Origin of the sequence: Kyrpidia sp., assembly GCF_023512215.1 — a bacterium.
Lineage (GTDB): Bacteria > Bacillota > Bacilli > Kyrpidiales > Kyrpidiaceae > Kyrpidia > Kyrpidia spormannii.
In genome coordinates this window covers 195,427-212,265 of record NZ_JAILZZ010000001.1, presented here as the reverse complement: position 1 = coordinate 212,265, position 16,839 = coordinate 195,427, and the positions used below count along the sequence as shown (strand labels likewise).

Below are 16,839 nucleotides of genomic sequence, written 5' to 3'. Positions count from 1 at the left end.
GGTTCCTCATGGAAACGATCCGCCTGACCTTACATGAGCACTGGTCGCCCCCGAGTCCTTCCGTGATGGCCCTGGGTACCTTTGACGGCCTCCATATTGGACATCAAGAGATTCTGTCCCAAGGAAAAGCCGAAGCCAAACGACGAGGAGTGCCTTTTGCCGTATTTTTGTGCGATCCCCATCCTCGCCAGGTACTGGGCATCGGTGCGGAATACGATGTACTCCTCACTCCATTGCCCGAAAAATTGCGCCTGCTGGAGCATTATGGTGCGGACTTGGTGTATATTCTCATGTTCACCCGGGAGGTTGCCGCGGTGGCCCCGGAACAGTTTGTCCTCGACCTCTTACTCCCCTTGGCCCCCGAGGCGCTGGTGGCCGGTTTTGATTATACGTTTGGAGCGGGGGGCAAAGGGGATGCAGCTTTACTCAAGGCGATGGGAGAGACGAGGGCTCTGCCCGTTTGGATTCTGCCGCCGGTTAACCGGTATGGAGAAAAGGTCAGCAGCTCCCTCATTCGGGAGAGGTTGCGCTACGGGGAGGTCAAACTGGTTCGAGAGCTGCTCGGACGGCCCTACGCCCTCACCGGGCGTGTGGTCAAGGGGGAAGGACGGGGGATCGGGATCGGTTTTCCCACGGCCAATCTTCAACTGAATGATCCTTTTCTGATCCCAGGAACCGGCGTTTATCTCGTACGGGCGTTCTGGGGAATGGAAAAAGGTCCCGGGGTGATGAATATCGGGGTGCGCCCCACTTTTTACGATCGGGGAACCTTGTCTCTGGAAGTTCATCTTCTTGATCACAGGGTCGACCTGTACGGGGAAGAGATGAGGGTGGAGTTTCTTGATTATTTGCGGCCGGAGCAACGGTTCGATTCGGTGGATCGGTTGGTCGCCCAGATTGAGCAGGATGTATGCACCGCCCGGAATCTGTGGCGAACCGCCCAAGGAGACGAGTGATTGCTTTCCTGGGAATTGATATGGTATACTTCACCATGGCGTTTTTCTGCCGCTTTCGAACCGATGGCGCGGTTTTCCGTTCTGCCGGCGGATGACTGGGCTCTCGGCGATTATGGTGTGAGGAGGTGAAGGCAGGTGGCGCTCTCCCAGGAGCGGAAAAAGGAATTGATCGACACGTTTAAGGTGCATGAGTCGGACACCGGGTCCCCCGAGGTTCAGGTGGCGTTATTGACCGAGAAGATCAACACCCTCAACGAACATTTGAAGATCCACAAAAAAGATTTTCATTCCCGTCGAGGCCTGCTGAAGATGGTAGGACAGCGACGAAGTCTGCTCAATTACCTGCGCAAGAAGGATGTGGCCAGGTACCGCGTTTTGATCGAGAAGCTCGGTCTGCGAAAGTAGAAGCAAGGAAGCGGGAGTCCCCCCGCTTCCCTTTTCGTATTGAATTGTCTTGGCCAAAGCGCGGGCAGCGGGACGGCGGACAAGCTCGCAAAAGCGGGATGGGAAGGAGGCTGGCGTGAATCCATGCCCCATATTTTTGAGACTGTGCTAGGTGGACGGCGTCTCGTGCTCGAGACGGGAAAACTGGCCAAACAGGCCACCGCCGCCGTGACGGTGCGCTACGGTGACACCGTGGTGTTAGCGACCGTAACAATGTCAAAAGAACCCAAGGATCTCGATTTCTTTCCCCTCACGGTCAACTACGAAGAACGGCTTTATGCCGTGGGCAAGATTCCCGGGGGTTTCATCAAACGGGAAGGGCGTCCCAGCGAAAAGGCGATTTTGGCGAGCCGGTTAATCGACCGGCCGATCCGGCCTCTGTTCCCGGAAGGATTTCGAAATGAAGTTCAGGTGGTGGCGCTGGTCCTGTCGGTGGATCAGGACTGCCCCCCGGAGATTGCCGGTATGATCGGAACCTCCGCGGCTCTCACGATTTCCTCCATCCCTTTTGATGGGCCCATCGCGGGACTGGTGGTCGGCAGGGTGGATGGGCAATTCGTGGTGAATCCCACTGTGGCCCAAGCGGAAAAAAGCGATATGCACCTGGTGGTGGCCGGTTCCCGGAGCGCCGTGGTGATGGTGGAGGCCGGTGCGAATGAAGTGCCGGAATCGGAGATGCTCGACGCGATCATGTTCGGGCATGAACAACTGCAGCCCTTGATCGATCTGCAGGAACGCATGCGCCAAGAGATTGGCCAAGAAAAGATCGTTCCCGAGTTGCACCGTCCTCAGGAGGAGATCGTTCAGGCGGTGAGGGAATTTGCCACGGAAAAGCTTAAGACCGCCATTCGCACCCCGGAAAAATTAGCCCGGGAAGACGCCATCCGGGCGGTGGAAGAAGAGACTCAGGAACATTTTGCCGAACAGTTTCCGGAAGGGGCGGCAGACATCGCCGAGGTCCTGCACGATATCCTCAAAGAGGAGGTCCGCTCTGCGATTCTCAATGAAGGCATGCGGCCGGACGGCCGAGCTTTGGACGAGATTCGCCCGATCTCCTGTGAAGTCGGCCTCTTGCCCCGCACCCACGGGTCCGGTTTGTTCACCCGGGGCCAGACCCAGGCGCTGTCGGTCTGTACCCTCGGGGCGCTCGGCGATGTCCAGATTCTCGATGGCCTCGATCTGGAGGAGTCGAAGCGCTTCATGCACCATTATAATTTTCCGCCTTTCAGCGTGGGAGAAGCGCGACCCATTCGGGCGCCCAGCCGGCGGGACATCGGCCACGGGGCCCTGGGGGAACGGGCGCTGGAACCCGTGATCCCCAGCGAAGAGGAGTTTCCTTACACGATTCGCCTCGTGTCGGAGGTCCTGGAATCAAACGGATCCACCTCCCAGGCCAGCATTTGTGGCAGCACGCTCGCGTTGATGGACGCCGGGGTGCCCATTAAGGCGCCGGTGGCCGGGGTCGCCATGGGTCTCGTGAAGGAAGGGGATCGGGTGGCCATCCTCACGGACATCCAAGGAATGGAAGACCACCTTGGGGACATGGACTTTAAGGTGGCGGGCACCGCAGCTGGAGTGACGGCGCTTCAGATGGATATCAAGATCAAGGGCTTGACCCGGGATATTCTGGCATCCGCTTTGGAACAGGCCCATCGCGGTCGGATGTTTATCCTCGGCAAGATGCTTGAAGTGATCCAACAGCCGCGGCAACAGCTGTCCCCCTATGCGCCCCGGATCATCACCATGCGCATTCACCCAGATAAAATCCGGGAGGTCATTGGCCCCGGAGGCCGGGTGATCAATAAGATCATCGACGACACCGGGGTGAAGATCGACATTGAACAGGACGGGCGGATTTTTATCGCCGCCGTGGATCAAGAGGCCGGGGAGCGGGCCCGCAAGATGATCGAGGGAATCGTGGCCGAGGTGGAGGTTGGACACACCTACCACGGGCGCGTGACCCGGGTGGAGAAGTATGGAGCTTTTGTGGAAATCCTTCCGGGAAAAGAAGGACTGGTCCACATCTCCCAATTGGCGGACGAGCGGGTGGGCCGGACCGAAGATGTCGTCCAAGTGGGGGACGAGATCGATGTGAAGGTGACGGAAATCGACTCCCAGGGGCGGATCAACCTCTCTCGGCGGGAAGTGCTGCAGGCTCGGCGGGGAGCTGCGGGTGAGGTGCACCCCCAGGAAGCCGGTCGGCAGGTGGGAAAGGTCGTCGGAGGGGGCACATCAAGGGGAGGACGCGGTCAGCGCCGGCGTTCCTGACGCCAGGTGGTGAGGCCATGAAGCGGGAGGCGGGCGATCCGTGGATATGGCGCCCTCCCGGAGCCGGCACCCATCGTGATCAAGATTTTGAGAGGGGTAAGAAAGTAGGCGTGCAACCACGCCTTTTTTTCATGTCTGATTCCTTACGCATCAAGTTTGAATGGTCGGTTGCACCAATTGGCTCATGGCGGGGGAGGAGGGTTTCTTTTATGGAGTGAATATGATATCTTTAAGTTATTCAAATAAGTCAACCTACAATGTCGATGAGGAGGTTATCAAACTATTATGAGAGCTGCCCGCTTAGTTGAGCACAAGAAGCCCCTTCCGGTCATGGAGGTCCCCGATCCGAAGCCAGGCCCGGGAGACGCTGTTCTTCGAGTCGAAGCGTGTGGGATTTGCCGCAGCGACTGGCACGCATGGCAAGGTGACTGGTCTTGGATCGGGCTTTCCCCGGAATTGCCCATCACGCCGGGGCACGAGTTTGGAGGCGTGGTGGAGGAAGTCGGGAAAGATGTGAAAAACTATAAGCGCGGCGACCGGGTTACGGTGCCGTTCCATGCCGGGTGCGGGCATTGCCAATATTGCTTGAGTGGAGTGCCGAACCTCTGCGAGAACTTGCAAATCTATGGTTTGGTTAGCGGATTTGACGGTGGATATGCCCAGTATGTCCTGGTAAAAAATGCAGATTTCAACTTGATTCCTCTCCCGGAGAACGTCGACGGAGTTACTGCGGCGGCGATTGGGTGCCGATATATGACCGGTTATCATGGTGTGGTCCGGGGGAATGTGAAACCCGGAGATTGGGTTGCGATCCAAGGTGCAGGAGGTGTGGGCTTATCCGCAGTCCAGGTGGCCGCGGCACTTGGAGGTCAAGTCATCGCCGTGGACATTGATGACGCGAAGCTGGAGAAGGCGCGGGAAGAAGGCGCTGTAGCGACCATCAATGCGAAACGCGAGAATGTGCCGGAAGCAATCAAAGAGATTACGAAGGGCGGAGCTCATGTCGGAATCGATGCGCTGGGCGTCCGTGACACTGTCCTCAATTCCGTTTTGTCCCTTCGCAAAGGAGGACGTCACGTTCAAGTCGGCTTGACCACCTCGGAAGAGGGGGGCATGGTTTCGATTCCCGTCGATATGATTACAGCGATGGAACTGGAGTTTGTGGGCAGTCTTGGCAATCCCCATCCTGCTTATCGGGGTCTGCTCAGTCTCGTATCCTCTGGTCGTCTGAATCCGAAAACCTTGGTCAACAAAGAAGTAGGACTCGAGGATGTGTCACAAACCTTTGAAGATATGAGTAATTTCCGAACAAAAGGCTTTCATGTGATTACGAAGTTTTAAGCTGGAGATAAGCTCAGTACCTTCAGACCGCCTGGGGAGAATAAGTCCCTGGGCGGTTTTTTGTCGTTACGTGTTACCGCTACGCGATCATGTCCGAGCACAATCCCCTTGCCTTCATTAAATATGATTATTGCTTTTTCAACAGACCGGCCCGGTGGTCTTCGTGTATACGATCGGGATCATTGGCCCCACGTTAAAAGCAGATGTCTGTCGTAAAAAGGAGGGGCAAGTCTTGAAAATCGGCAAGGGTTTTATCCAAAAACGTTTTCTCCCGATCATCAGAATGTTGGTTGCTTTTCTTGTCATGACGGGAGCTTCTTGGTGGGCTGTTGATCCTCCGATACTTGCCAACGTAACTTCAAGTCATTTTGCCAGTTCACCTGGGTGGACCCGGGAAGACGTGGAACGTGAAGCGGCAAAGCTCTCGAAACCGCCTCAAAATGCCCGTATCGATCGGGTGTGGAAAGCGATTCCCGATCTCAACGGCATCGAGGTGGATGTCGAAGAGACGTGGAAGCGGGTGCAGTCCGGGGTTAGGGGGGCCGGAGGAGGAATCCCGTGGGTCATTCGTCAAGTTCCCGCCGAAGTCAGCCTCAAAGATCTTCCTCCGGCGCCGATTTATCGCGGCAATGGCTCGAAGAAGCAAATGGCCCTCATGGTCAATGTTTCCTGGGGCGAAGAACACGTCCCCGACCTGCTCCGGGTGCTCGATCGGCACCAGGTGAAAGCCACCTTCTTTTTGGATGGCAAATGGGTTGCCGAACACGGGGATTTGGCGTCCGCCATTGCCAAGGCCGGACATGAAATCGGAACCCACGGCTGGGGCCACCCGGATCTAAGGGGAAAATCTGTGGGACAAATCAAGCAGAATTTGGAGCGGAGCCGGAGGGTGATCGAGGAGGCGTCGGGCGTCCGGCCGGCCCTTTTTGCGCCACCAGCCGGTTGGTACGACGATCGGGTCGTGAAGCAGGCCTGGGGCATGGGAATGTATACGATTATGTGGACTTTGGACACGGTGGACTGGAAAAGGCCCCCGGTTCATCTGATGGTTCGGCGGATCGTGGGGCATGCCGAACCCGGGGCCCTGGTGTTGATGCATCCCACGCCGGGAACCCCGGCGGCCCTTGAGGGCATCATCCAAGGCCTTCGGGGCAAAGGATACGATCTGGTCACGGTGTCGAACCTCCTCTCACCAGAACGGCCGCTTTAGCGTACTGGAGGAGTAACACGGTGCCAAGGGCCTGGTGTCCTCACGGGCGCCTTGCAGTCACCCTGCCCACCCGCCACGTTGTGGTAGGTTCCGGATTCTGTTATAGTAGACGTGAATTGCGACGGCGCTCTAGGAAGCGCCGGTTCTGCGTTAAGGGTAGCGTGGACGAGGAGGATGAACTTGATCGACCGGCAGCAGCTCTCCAACGGATTGACGGTGGTCGTGGAAGAGATTCCCGGCATCCGTTCTATTTCTGTGGGGATATGGGTCGGGACGGGGTCCCGACATGAAACCCCCGAGATCAACGGGATCTCACACCTTATCGAACATATGTTGTTTAAGGGGACGGAGACAAGATCCGCCAAGGAATTGGCGGAAGTGTTTGATCACGTGGGAGGACAGGTGAACGCTTTTACGGCAAAAGAATACACCTGTTTTTACGCCAAGGTCCTGGACCTTCATTTTAGGCGGGCGATGGAGACTTTGGCAGACATGTTTTTCCACTCCCGATTTGCCCCCGAGGAATTGGCGAAAGAGCGCAAGGTGATTGTCGAAGAAATCCGGATGTACGAGGATACGCCGGACGAACTGGTTCACGATCTCCTGGCCTCGGTGGTATGGGGCGATCACCCGCTGGGGTTCAACATACTGGGAACCGAACAGACATTGCAAACCTTCGAGCGACAAAACCTGGTGGATTATCTGTCCCAGCGATACGTCGAGAGCAACACGGTCATTACAGTGGCCGGTCACGTGCGGACCGACGAGGTGATGGCTATTGTTGAGGAGTTGTTCGGGGGCCCGTGGAATCGCCGGGCCGAACGAGTAATCACCGAGCCGCCGATTTTTATGCCCGAGCGGCGCACCCGGGTGAAACAGACCGAGCAGGAGCACTTCTGTTTGGCCGTACCCGGCCTGCCGGTGGACCACGAGGATTTGCACGCTATGATCTTATTGAACAACGCCCTGGGCGGGACGATGAGCTCCCGGTTGTTTCAGTCGATTCGAGAGGAAAAAGGCATGGCTTATTCGATTTATTCCTACCACACGGCGTACCGGGATACGGGACTCTTGGGAATCTATGCCGGAATGGCGCCCGAATATACCGGGGAGGTCGTTCGGGAAGTAAGCCGGATTTTTGAAGATGTCGCCGAGTCCGGGATCACGGAAGGAGAACTGGAGCGCGGTAAGGAACAAGTGAAAGGAAGCCTCATGCTCAGCCTGGAGAGTACCACCAGTCGAATGACCCGATTGGGCAAGAATGAGCTGCTTCTCGGACGGCACTACACCTTGGACGAGACCCTGGAGCGAATCGATGCTGTGACGTTGGAGGATGTCCGACGGGTGGCGCAATGCTTGCGAAATGCTCCGGCCGTGGCGGCGCTGGGACCGGTGCCCGGAGAGGAATTGGAAAGGTTGTTCGATTGAGGTGTCTAGGGAAAGAAGCGAGGTGCGGGCGGTGCAACTCAAGGTGAAGCAGCTGGAGAAGTCGGGGGTGCCTCCGATGCCCGTGGCGTACCAGACCGAAGGCTCTGCGGGCCTTGATCTGGCTGCGGCCATCTCCGAACCCCTGGAAATCAACCCCGGGGAGGTGATTCTCATTCCCACCGGCATCGCTGTGGAGCTGCCGGGGCCGGAGTTTGTCGGCCTGGTGTTTGCCCGCAGCGGTCTCTCGACCCGGGAGCAGTTGGGGCTGGCCAATGGGGTCGGCGTTATTGACAGTGACTATCGCGGCGAGATCCACGCGCCTTTGTATAACTTTGGGAAACAACCGCGTCGAATCGAGCCCGGCCAGCGCGTGGCCCAATTGGTGGTCATGCCAATCTGTCGGGTGGAAGTGGCCTACGTGTCTGAACTCGGGGAGTCCCGGCGGGGAGAAGGCGGGTTCGGGTCGACGGGACGCCTGATTGAGCCGGAGGGGAATGTTCGGTGACGACGCTCCTCATCGACATGGATTCGGTGATTGTCGATTTGATGTCCGCTTGGTGTCGCCGGTATAACGCCGACTGGGCCGATAATCTGACCCCGGCTGACATCTTGACCTGGGAATGGGAAAAATACGTAAAACCCGAGTGCGGGCGCAAAATTTATCAATATCTCAACGAACCCGGCATGTTTTTGCATCTCGATCCCCTGCCCCACGCTGTTGACGTATTGGAGCGCCTGTCAAAACGGTATGAGGTCCTCATCGTGACCAGCTCCCGGCGCAGTGCCATGGCAGAAAAAGACGCGTGGGTGACCCAGTATCTTCCATTTATTGGGCGGAAAAATCTGATTTTCGCCCACCGGAAAGACCGAGTATGTGGAGACCTTCTGTTCGACGATGCCCCACACAACCTCGAGGCATTCCTGCGATCGGGCAGGAGGGCGGTGGCAATGGATTATGCGTATAATCGCCACGTCCCCTGTCTCCGGGTCAAGGGCTGGTTGGAATTCGAGGAGTTGGTGTACCGGTTGTTTCCCGAATCGGGAGGTGAAGGAGGAGGCGAGAGTGTCGGAGCGACAGAAGGTGGACCTTGCCGTGGTGGGTGCCGGTCCGGCCGGGATCAGCGCGGGGATTTGGGCGAAGAGAGTGGGGCTTTCGGCCGTGGTGATCGAGGCCGGTGAACCCGGGGGACAGTTGCGAGGAGTACGCGGCCCCATTCCAGATTACCCGGGATGGCGGGAGGTCCAGGGCCCGGAACTGGCCCGCGCCCTGGTGGATCACCTCTTGCGCTCGGGGACACCTCTGGTCGATTCGGCAGGACCCGTTCGAGTGGACACCGCCGGGCGTCGGGTTCACACGGCGGCCGGCGAGTGGGAAGCTGAGGCCATCGTATTGGCCACTGGCGCCCGGCCTCGGCGTCTGGGTATTCCCGGGGAAGCGGCAATGGAAAGGCGGGGGGAAGTGTGGTCCGCTTCCCGGGATGCCGGTAGGTTTCGCCATCTCCCGGTGGTGGTCATCGGAGGAGGTGACCGGGCGTTGGAAGGGGCGTGGCTCTTGGCCGAGGCGGGAGCACAGGTGACCATCGTGCATCGGAGGACGTCCTTTCGGGCCCGGCGGGAATGGCGGGAGCGCGTGTTTCGGCATCCCGGCATCACCGTTATGGCCCCGGCCTGGGCGGTGGCCATCCAAGGGAGTGACCAGACCCAAAGCGTCAGGATTCGGCTCGGAGGCGCAGGAGAGATCGAGGTCCCTGCTGCGGGAGTTTTTGTTCGGATCGGCACCGAGCCGAATCTCGAGGGGATCCACGATCTTCCTCGCCTGGATTCTTACGGCGTAGTGGCGGTGGATCGGTGGGGGAGGACTTCCCTTCCCGGCATCTATGCGGCGGGGGATGTGTGTACCCCGGCTCCTTATACGGGTGTTGCTTCGGCGGTGGCCGACGGCATGCGGGCGGTGAAGGCGGCGGTTCAGGACATGGAGGGAGCCAATCCATTCAAAGGTTGACGGAGCGCGTTTTTAGGTGCCGGGGCGCTCCGTTCTGTTTTTGCGCGACCCTGCATATGGGCTAGGCAGGAGGGGATGAGGGTGCGCTGGAGTGAGGTTGTGGGGCGAAAAATTATTGACACGGCAGATGGGCGGTGTCTCGGCGACCTTGCGGATGTCGATCTCATATTGGATGATGACGGGCGGGTCCTCGCTTTGCGAGTCCGGGTCCAGGGCCGGTGGGGACGGAAGCGCAGTTATGTGGACATCCCGTGGCAGGCTGTACAACACATCGGGGCGGACGTGTGCCTTCTGGATCGTCGGAGGATTCGGTCGGGGGAACATCGGGACCCCAACCAACCCCTCAACGATCCGAGAATGGACGAAAACCAAGGCGGTTTCACGGGTGCCCAGCCGGATGCATAGGATACTCCCGGGGACGACGGCCGGGAGGCGGATCGCGAATCTTCAAATCTTGCAATTCTGCGCCGATCGCGTAAAATGTGGTGAAAGGAGTCTGCCCGGATGTTGACGGGAAAGAAAGTTGCCTTTGTCGGCGGCGACGCCCGTATCCTTGAGGTGATCCGGCACCTCATCGAACTGGATGCCGGGGCTGTACTGATGGGGTTCGACCGATTGGAAGCAGAGATTCCCGGTGCGGAGAAGGTGGGGCTCACCGTCGAAACATTGGCGGATGTGGACGCATTGGTGTTGCCCCTGGCCGGTCTCGACGAGGAGGGGTATGCGGACTCTGCGTACAGCGCGGGGCGGATTCGCCTCCAGGATGAACACTTTTCGGTGCTGCCGAGTTATTGCCAAGTGTTTTCCGGCATCGCGGGTCCTTACCTCGAACAGATCTGCCGACGACACGGACTTCGCTTGGTGAAGTTGATGGATCTGGACGAGGTGGCGATTCTGAACTCCATTCCCACGGCGGAAGGCGCCATACAGATGGCCATGGAGAACACCGACATCACCATTCACGGGTCCCGATCCATGGTTTTGGGATTCGGCCGGTGCGGAATGACCCTGGCCAGGACCTTGGCGGCCATGGGCGCAAAAGTGAAGGCGGGGGCGCGCAAACCGGCTGACCTCGCCCGCATCCGGGAGATGGGGTTGATGGCCTTTCCGATGAAAGATCTGGCGGACCAGGTCGGAGACGCCGAGATCATTTTCAACACGATCCCGGCTCCGGTCCTGACAGCTGACATTCTTGCCCGGGTGCCCCGGAATTGCCTGATCATTGACATTGCCTCGAAACCCGGGGGCACTGACTTTCGTTATGCCCAGCGTCGAGGCATTCGAGCCCTGCTCGCGCCGAGCCTTCCCGGCATCGTCGCCCCAAAGACGGCCGGCCAGATCTTAGCGGGAACGCTGTCCCGGTACATCTGGGAATCCGGCTGATGGGGGTATCGAGCTTGGAACTCGAAGGGAAAACGGTCGGCTTTGCCATCACCGGCTCCCACTGCACGTATGATGCCGTCTTTCCGGAGCTTGTTCATTTTGTGGAGAAAGGGTGCCGAGTGGTCCCGATTGTTTCTGGCACCGTGTCTTCTACAGACACTCGATTCTGGGAGGCGTCGTCCTGGCTGGCTAAGATCGAGGAGACAACGGGAACGAAAGTGATTGATCGCATTGTGGACGCGGAGCCCCTCGGACCTTCCAAAGCCCTGGACGTTCTGGTGATCGCCCCGTGTACGGGAAACACGTTAAGCCGCCTGGCCAATGCCATCACCGATTCCCCGGTACTCATGGCGGCGAAGGCCACATTGCGCAATGATCGGCCCGTGGTGGTGGCGGTCTCGACGAACGATGGATTGGGGTTGAACATGGTCAACCTCGCCCGGTTGATGGCGACGAAAAACATCTTTTTTGTTCCCTTTGGGCAGGACGATCCCGATCGGAAGATGAATTCGCTGGTGGCGAGAATGGACTTGCTGGTTCCCACCGTGGAGGCGGCCTTGGAAAAGCGGCAATTACAGCCTGTACTCATAGAACGATTTCGTTATCATTAAAGGAGTTGTCGAAAGATGACCGAGGAACTCACCGTGGCCGTCGTCGGCGCGACCGGCGCCGTAGGGCGGAAGATGATCGAAACGCTGGAAGCCCGACATTTCCCCGTTAAAACCCTTGTGCCCATGGCCTCATCGCGATCGGCGGGAAAGTCGGTGACGTTTCGAGGAGAGAACGTGACCGTCGTGGAAGCCCAACCCGAGGCCTTCAAAGGGGTGGATATCGCTTTGTTCAGCGCTGGGGCCAAAACGAGTCGCGCCTTGTCTCCCGAGGCGGCCCGGCGGGGAGCCGTCGTCATCGACAACTCCAGTGCTTTTCGCATGGATCCCGAAGTTCCCCTTGTGGTACCCGAAGTGAACGGCCGGGCGGCCCTTGGGCACCATGGGATCATCGCCAATCCAAACTGCTCCACAATCCAGATGGTGGTGGCCCTTAAACCCATTTACGACCGCTTTGGAATCGAACGAATCATCGTTTCCACGTACCAAGCGGTGTCCGGGGCCGGAGCCCGGGCAGTGGAGGAATTGATGACGTTAACCCGGTTGCAGCTATCCGGCGAGAAGCGCCCGGCGGAGATTCTCCCGGTGTCGAGCCTGCCCGTGCACCACTCCATCGCTTTCAACGTCCTTCCCCAGATCGACGTGTTCGAGGACAATGGCTTTACCAAAGAAGAGATGAAGATGGTCAATGAAACCCGTAAAATCTTGGATGACCCCGAGATCCTCGTCACCCCGACTTGTGTGCGGGTTCCGGTTGTAACCGGTCACTCTGAAGCCGTCTACGTGGAGACCAAGAAGCTCTTCGAGCTCGAAGATGTCTACGGGGTTTTGGAGCATGCACCGGGGGTCGTGGTGCTCGATGACCCCGCTTCTCAAAAATACCCGATGCCCGCCGACACCGAGGGGCGGCCCGAAGTGTTTGTGGGACGCATTCGCAAAGATCTCGGGCATCCCCGGGGCCTGAATCTTTGGGTGGTATCCGATAACCTGCTCAAGGGAGCTGCGTACAACGCCGTGCAGATCGCCGAACTTCTCGTGGAACAGGGAGGTCTGCGTTGATGCGGATCCTGGTCCAGAAGTTCGGCGGCACCTCCCTGGCCGGCGATGAGCCGAGACAATGGGCGGTGCACCACGTCGAGAAGGCCCTCGCCCAAGAGTTCAGGGTGGTGGTGGTGGTATCGGCCATGGGGCGACAAGGGGCTCCTTACGCAACGGATACGTTGCTCGGACTCATTCCCCCCGGGGCGAGTACGCCCCGGGAAATGGACCTCCTGCTTTCTTGCGGGGAGATTATTTCCGCGGTGAGTTTTGCGGCTCTCCTCAGGACTCATAAGATTCGGGCCACTGCCCTGACCGGGGGCCAGGCTGGAATTGTCACCGAAAGTGAATTTGGTGCAGCTCCGATCCTAGAAGTAAAGCCGGGCCGAATTCTTCGGGAATTAGAACAGGGAAACGTCGTGGTGGTGGCCGGCTTTCAGGGGCGAACCGCTGATGGGGAAATCACCACTCTGGGCCGGGGGGGCAGCGATACCACCGCCGCGGCCCTCGGGGTGGCTTTGGATGCTGAACGCGTGGATATTTTTACGGATGTGGAGGGAATCATGACGGCAGACCCGCGCATCGTTCGGGATGCCCGGCGACTCCCCCAGGCCACGTACACCGAGATTTGTAACCTCGCCTATCAAGGGGCAAAAGTGATTCATCCCCGGGCCGTGGAGATTGCGATGAGGAAGAATATCCCAGTGCGCGTCCGGGCGACCATGAGCGATGACGAGGGGACCCTGGTTACCAATGTTGAAGACGACGGAAGGCTGGAGGGGCGAGACCCCGGCGACCGATTGGTGACCGGCATCACACAAACTTCCCGGATCGTGCAGATTAAGATTGCCCAGCCCTCCGGGGCGCCTCCGGTTCATCGCGCCGTGTTTCAGGCGATGGCTGACGCCGGCATCAGTGTGGATTTCATTAACGTCGGACCGGGGGGGGTGGCGTTCACCGTTTCCGAGGCGGAGGCGGGGCGAGCGGAACAGATTCTTCGGCACCTGGGCGTCGAGCCGGAGATCGTTCCGGGCTGTGCCAAGGTTTCCGTGGTGGGGGCGGGCATCGCCGGGGTTCCGGGCGTGATGGCCCGTGTCGTCGGAGCTCTGGCCGAAGAGGGCGTTGAGATCTTACAGTCGGCGGATAGCCACACCACGATCTGGTGTCTGGTGCGGGAGGAAGACATGAATCGGGCGGTCTGCGCGCTGCACCGCCGGTTTGGCCTGGACGGCATCCTGCGGTGAAGCAACACGATGAACGGATGGGGGAAGAAAAAGTGGATTTTGGTCGCTTATTGACGGCGATGGCGACGCCGTTTACTGATGATGGGCAGTTGGATCTCCCGGCGGTGGACCGGTTGGTGGACCGCTTAATTGAGACCGGGACGACGGGAATTGTTGTGGCGGGGACGACGGGGGAATCTCCGACCTTGTCCCACGAGGAAAAGTTACAGCTCTTTGAACGGGTCCTCGGCCGGGCAAAGGGCAGGGCGGCGGTGATCGCCGGGACCGGCAGCAATGACACCCGGGCGACGGTGGCGTTGACCCGGGAGGCGGAGGCCCTCGGAGTCGATGGCATCATGTTGGTGTGCCCGTATTATAACAAGCCTTCCCAGGAGGGGCTGTATCAGCATTTTCGGGCGGCGGCCGAAGCCACCCACCTTCCGGTGATGGTGTACAACGTCCCGGGCCGCACCGGGGTCAACTTGTCCGCGGCAACGACCCTGCGCCTTGCGGAAGTGGACAACATTGTATGCGTGAAAGAAGCCGGCGGTGACCTGGGGCAGATCGCGGAGATTGTGGAACGGGCACCGGAAGGGTTTCGGCTCTACAGTGGGGATGACAAGCTGTTTCTTCCCACCCTGGCCGTGGGGGGATACGGTGTCGTCAGCGTGGCGTCCCACTTGGTCGGGCGGGAGATGACCCAGATGATTCAAGCGTTTCTCTCAGGACAGGTCGCCGAAGCGGCATCTTGGCACCGGCGGCTGTTGCCGCTGTTTGAAGGGCTTTTTTGGACGTCGAGCCCCGTGTTGTTAAAAACGGGGTTGGCGATGGTCGGATACCCGGTGGGGCCGGTGCGTTTGCCGCTGGTGGAGGCACCCCAGAAGATGGTAGAAGATTTCCGCCGGATTCTCGAGGAACTGAGGTTAGTCTAAGATCCTGCGGGATTTTCGTAATGCGCTGCATTCCATGAAAGTATCCAAATAGCCGGGGGGAACCCCGGTTCGTCGTTCAGGGAGAGAGAAGGGTTGTAGCCGGCCCCTCGGTCATGTATAATGGTCGTGACGGTCTTGGTGCGGCTTTTTTGCGTTTCGTGCTACGCGAAGGAGCGGGAATTATTCGGAGGTGCAGGATTGAGCAAGTCCAATCACAAACTGTCGATCATTCCCCTGGGAGGTCTTGGTGAGATCGGGAAAAACATGACGGCCTACCAGTATGGGAATGATATTGTGGTGGTGGACGCGGGTTTGAAGTTCCCCGAGGAGGACATGCTGGGGATCGACGTGGTCATCCCGGATGTCACGTATCTGGTGGAGAACAAGAACCGGGTGCGGGGAATCGTTTTGACCCACGGTCACGAAGACCACATCGGGGGGTTGCCGTACGTTTTAAAGCATATTAACGTACCCGTGTACGGGACCCGTCTGACTTTGGGCTTGGTGGAGGCGAAACTTCGGGAGCACAACCTTTTGGATGTCACGAAGCTCGTGACGGTCACCAACCGGAGTCAGATCAAACTCGGACAGTTCTTAGTCTCTTTTTTTCACACGAACCACAGCATCCCGGATACTGTGGGGATCGCGCTGGAGTGTCCGGAAGGAATCTGTGTACACACCGGGGATTTTAAGTTCGATTTTACGCCGGTGGACGGGCGAATGGCGGATTATCACAAGTTGGCAGAACTCGGCGAGCGAGGAGTGCTCTGCCTGCTGTCCGACAGTACTAACGCCGAGCGGCCGGGTTACACGATGTCCGAACGGGTGGTCGGCCAGACCATTGATGACGTATTCCGGCAAGCGGAGAAAAGAATCATTTTAGCGACTTTTGCGTCGAATATTCACCGCATCCAGCAGGTGATCGACGCCGCCGAACGGTATGACCGCAAAGTCAGCGTGGTCGGGCGGAGTATGGTCAACAATATCAATATCGCTGTAGAACTCGGGTATCTGCGGGTGAACAAGGGAACCATGGTCGACCCGGACGACATCGCAAAACTTCCCGCTCACAAGGTCGTCATTCTGTCGACGGGCAGCCAAGGTGAACCCATGTCCGCGCTCACGCGCATGGCCAGGGCCACGCATCGAAAAGTGGAGATCGTCCCCGGGGATACGGTGATTGTGGCGGCTTCCCCGATTCCGGGGAACGAGAAAGACATCGCCCGCACCATCGACCAGCTGTTTCGTATTGGCGCCAACGTCATTTATCAACAGGTCTCGGGGGTGCACGTATCTGGCCACGGCAGCCAGGAGGAATTGAAACTGATGTTGAACCTGGTGCGGCCTAAGTATTTTATTCCTGTACACGGCGAGTTTCGCATGTTGAAGATTCATTCGGAGCTCGCCCAGGCCACCGGGGTGCCCGAGGACCGGATTTTCATTCTGGATAACGGAGATGTGATGGAATTCCAGGGGGGCGAGGCGCGCCAGGCCGGAAAGGTCACCGCCGGGGCCGTCCTGATCGACGGGCTCGGCGTCGGGGACGTGGGCAATATTGTGCTCCGGGATCGGAAACTGCTCAGTCAGGACGGCATCCTGGTGGTGGTGGTGACGATGTCCAAGCAGGATGGAACCATCCTGTCGGGCCCGGACATTATTTCGAGAGGGTTTGTGTATGTGCGGGAGTCCGAAGCACTCCTGGAAGAGGCCAACCGGATCGTGACGGTGACTTTGAAGAAATTGGTCGCCGAGAATGTCAGCGAGTGGTCGTCGATCAAAACGGGTGTCCGGGATGCTTTGGGCCGCTTTTTATACGAGCAGACCCGACGCCGACCGATGATCCTCCCCATCATCATGGAAGTGTGAAAGGCATACGGATGCTAAGTGAAGCAAAAGACCCCGGGTTTTCCCGGGGCTTTTTTTTATAAGTCCACGCCAACTGGATTTGTCGGTTTTCCTCCACTCCTCTATAGGAACGGGAAAAATAAGATTTGACAAGATATATG

At 58.5% G+C, this 16,839-nt stretch carries 16 protein-coding genes; all 16 read left to right on the top strand.

Annotation, left to right across the window (positions count from 1 at the left end):
• Window positions 1-8: 8 nt before the first annotated feature.
• The 16 genes from ribF (at window position 9) to K6T64_RS00980 (ending at window position 16,699) form a co-directional block, all read left to right on the top strand.
• Complete coding sequence (ribF, locus tag K6T64_RS01055; RefSeq protein WP_288008237.1) at window positions 9-956, top strand: riboflavin biosynthesis protein RibF; 948 nt, start codon at window positions 9-11, stop codon at window positions 954-956.
• Window positions 957-1,091: 135 nt separating this feature from the next.
• Window positions 1,092-1,361 (top strand): 30S ribosomal protein S15, encoded by a 270-nt coding sequence (rpsO, locus tag K6T64_RS01050; protein ID WP_013075546.1) that lies wholly within the window; start codon window positions 1,092-1,094, stop codon window positions 1,359-1,361.
• A gap of 123 nt (window positions 1,362-1,484) precedes the next feature.
• The gene (pnp, locus tag K6T64_RS01045; RefSeq protein WP_170085644.1) at window positions 1,485-3,668 is read left to right on the top strand and encodes a polyribonucleotide nucleotidyltransferase; all 2,184 of its coding nucleotides are present in this window, start codon (window positions 1,485-1,487) and stop codon (window positions 3,666-3,668) included.
• 285 nt (window positions 3,669-3,953) lie between these two features.
• A complete protein-coding gene (locus K6T64_RS01040; RefSeq protein WP_170099394.1) occupies window positions 3,954-5,009 on the top strand; it encodes a zinc-dependent alcohol dehydrogenase family protein in 1,056 nt (351 codons plus the stop codon).
• A gap of 232 nt (window positions 5,010-5,241) precedes the next feature.
• Window positions 5,242-6,219, top strand: a complete 978-nt coding sequence (locus K6T64_RS01035) for a polysaccharide deacetylase family protein (protein ID WP_288008236.1) — start codon at window positions 5,242-5,244, stop codon at window positions 6,217-6,219.
• Between the two features lie 180 nt (window positions 6,220-6,399).
• Complete coding sequence (locus K6T64_RS01030) at window positions 6,400-7,647, top strand: M16 family metallopeptidase (RefSeq protein WP_232070076.1); 1,248 nt, start codon at window positions 6,400-6,402, stop codon at window positions 7,645-7,647.
• Between the two features lies 1 nt (window position 7,648).
• Entirely contained in the window at window positions 7,649-8,152 is a 504-nt protein-coding gene (dut, locus tag K6T64_RS01025) for a dUTP diphosphatase (protein WP_232070075.1), read from the top strand.
• Window positions 8,149-8,826: a 5' nucleotidase, NT5C type gene (locus K6T64_RS01020; RefSeq protein ID WP_288008235.1), complete on the top strand. Its 678-nt coding sequence runs from the start codon at window positions 8,149-8,151 to the stop codon at window positions 8,824-8,826. Before dut ends, K6T64_RS01020 begins: the two co-directional genes overlap by 4 nt.
• Window positions 8,711-9,649, top strand: coding sequence for an NAD(P)/FAD-dependent oxidoreductase (locus tag K6T64_RS01015; RefSeq protein WP_170085640.1), 939 nt, complete (start codon window positions 8,711-8,713; stop codon window positions 9,647-9,649). Before K6T64_RS01020 ends, K6T64_RS01015 begins: the two co-directional genes overlap by 116 nt.
• A gap of 81 nt (window positions 9,650-9,730) precedes the next feature.
• Window positions 9,731-10,054 (top strand): YlmC/YmxH family sporulation protein, encoded by a 324-nt coding sequence (locus tag K6T64_RS01010; RefSeq protein ID WP_170085639.1) that lies wholly within the window; start codon window positions 9,731-9,733, stop codon window positions 10,052-10,054.
• A 99-nt stretch (window positions 10,055-10,153) separates the two neighbouring features.
• Window positions 10,154-11,032, top strand: coding sequence for a dipicolinate synthase subunit DpsA (gene dpsA, locus K6T64_RS01005; protein ID WP_288008234.1), 879 nt, complete (start codon window positions 10,154-10,156; stop codon window positions 11,030-11,032).
• Window positions 11,032-11,643, top strand: a complete 612-nt coding sequence (locus K6T64_RS01000; RefSeq protein ID WP_100667774.1) for a dipicolinate synthase subunit B — start codon at window positions 11,032-11,034, stop codon at window positions 11,641-11,643. The genes dpsA and K6T64_RS01000 overlap by 1 nt, the downstream gene beginning before the upstream one ends.
• Before the next feature lie 15 nt (window positions 11,644-11,658).
• The gene (locus tag K6T64_RS00995) at window positions 11,659-12,699 is read left to right on the top strand and encodes an aspartate-semialdehyde dehydrogenase (protein ID WP_288008233.1); all 1,041 of its coding nucleotides are present in this window, start codon (window positions 11,659-11,661) and stop codon (window positions 12,697-12,699) included.
• Window positions 12,699-13,922, top strand: a complete 1,224-nt coding sequence (gene dapG / locus K6T64_RS00990; protein WP_100667772.1) for an aspartate kinase — start codon at window positions 12,699-12,701, stop codon at window positions 13,920-13,922. Before K6T64_RS00995 ends, dapG begins: the two co-directional genes overlap by 1 nt.
• Window positions 13,923-13,939: 17 nt before the next feature.
• On the top strand, window positions 13,940-14,833 hold the full coding sequence (gene dapA, locus K6T64_RS00985; RefSeq protein ID WP_198592197.1) for a 4-hydroxy-tetrahydrodipicolinate synthase: 894 nt from the start codon (window positions 13,940-13,942) through the stop codon (window positions 14,831-14,833).
• Between the two features lie 198 nt (window positions 14,834-15,031).
• Window positions 15,032-16,699, top strand: a complete 1,668-nt coding sequence (locus K6T64_RS00980; RefSeq protein WP_288008232.1) for a ribonuclease J — start codon at window positions 15,032-15,034, stop codon at window positions 16,697-16,699.
• Window positions 16,700-16,839 lie beyond the last annotated feature (140 nt).

What these genes read in the sequence shown, in the direction of transcription:
- pnp (WP_170085644.1), top strand. Translation starts at nt 1,485, where the DNA reads ATGCCCCATATTTTTGAGACTGTGCTAGGTGGACGGCGTCTCGTGCTC.
- dapA (WP_198592197.1), top strand. Translation starts at nt 13,940, where the DNA reads ATGGGGGAAGAAAAAGTGGATTTTGGTCGCTTATTGACGGCGATGGCG.
- K6T64_RS01040 (WP_170099394.1), top strand. Translation starts at nt 3,954, where the DNA reads ATGAGAGCTGCCCGCTTAGTTGAGCACAAGAAGCCCCTTCCGGTCATG.
- dapG (WP_100667772.1), top strand. Translation starts at nt 12,699, where the DNA reads ATGCGGATCCTGGTCCAGAAGTTCGGCGGCACCTCCCTGGCCGGCGAT.
- ribF (WP_288008237.1), top strand. Translation starts at nt 9, where the DNA reads ATGGAAACGATCCGCCTGACCTTACATGAGCACTGGTCGCCCCCGAGT.
- dpsA (WP_288008234.1), top strand. Translation starts at nt 10,154, where the DNA reads ATGTTGACGGGAAAGAAAGTTGCCTTTGTCGGCGGCGACGCCCGTATC.
- K6T64_RS00995 (WP_288008233.1), top strand. Translation starts at nt 11,659, where the DNA reads ATGACCGAGGAACTCACCGTGGCCGTCGTCGGCGCGACCGGCGCCGTA.
- K6T64_RS01000 (WP_100667774.1), top strand. Translation starts at nt 11,032, where the DNA reads ATGGGGGTATCGAGCTTGGAACTCGAAGGGAAAACGGTCGGCTTTGCC.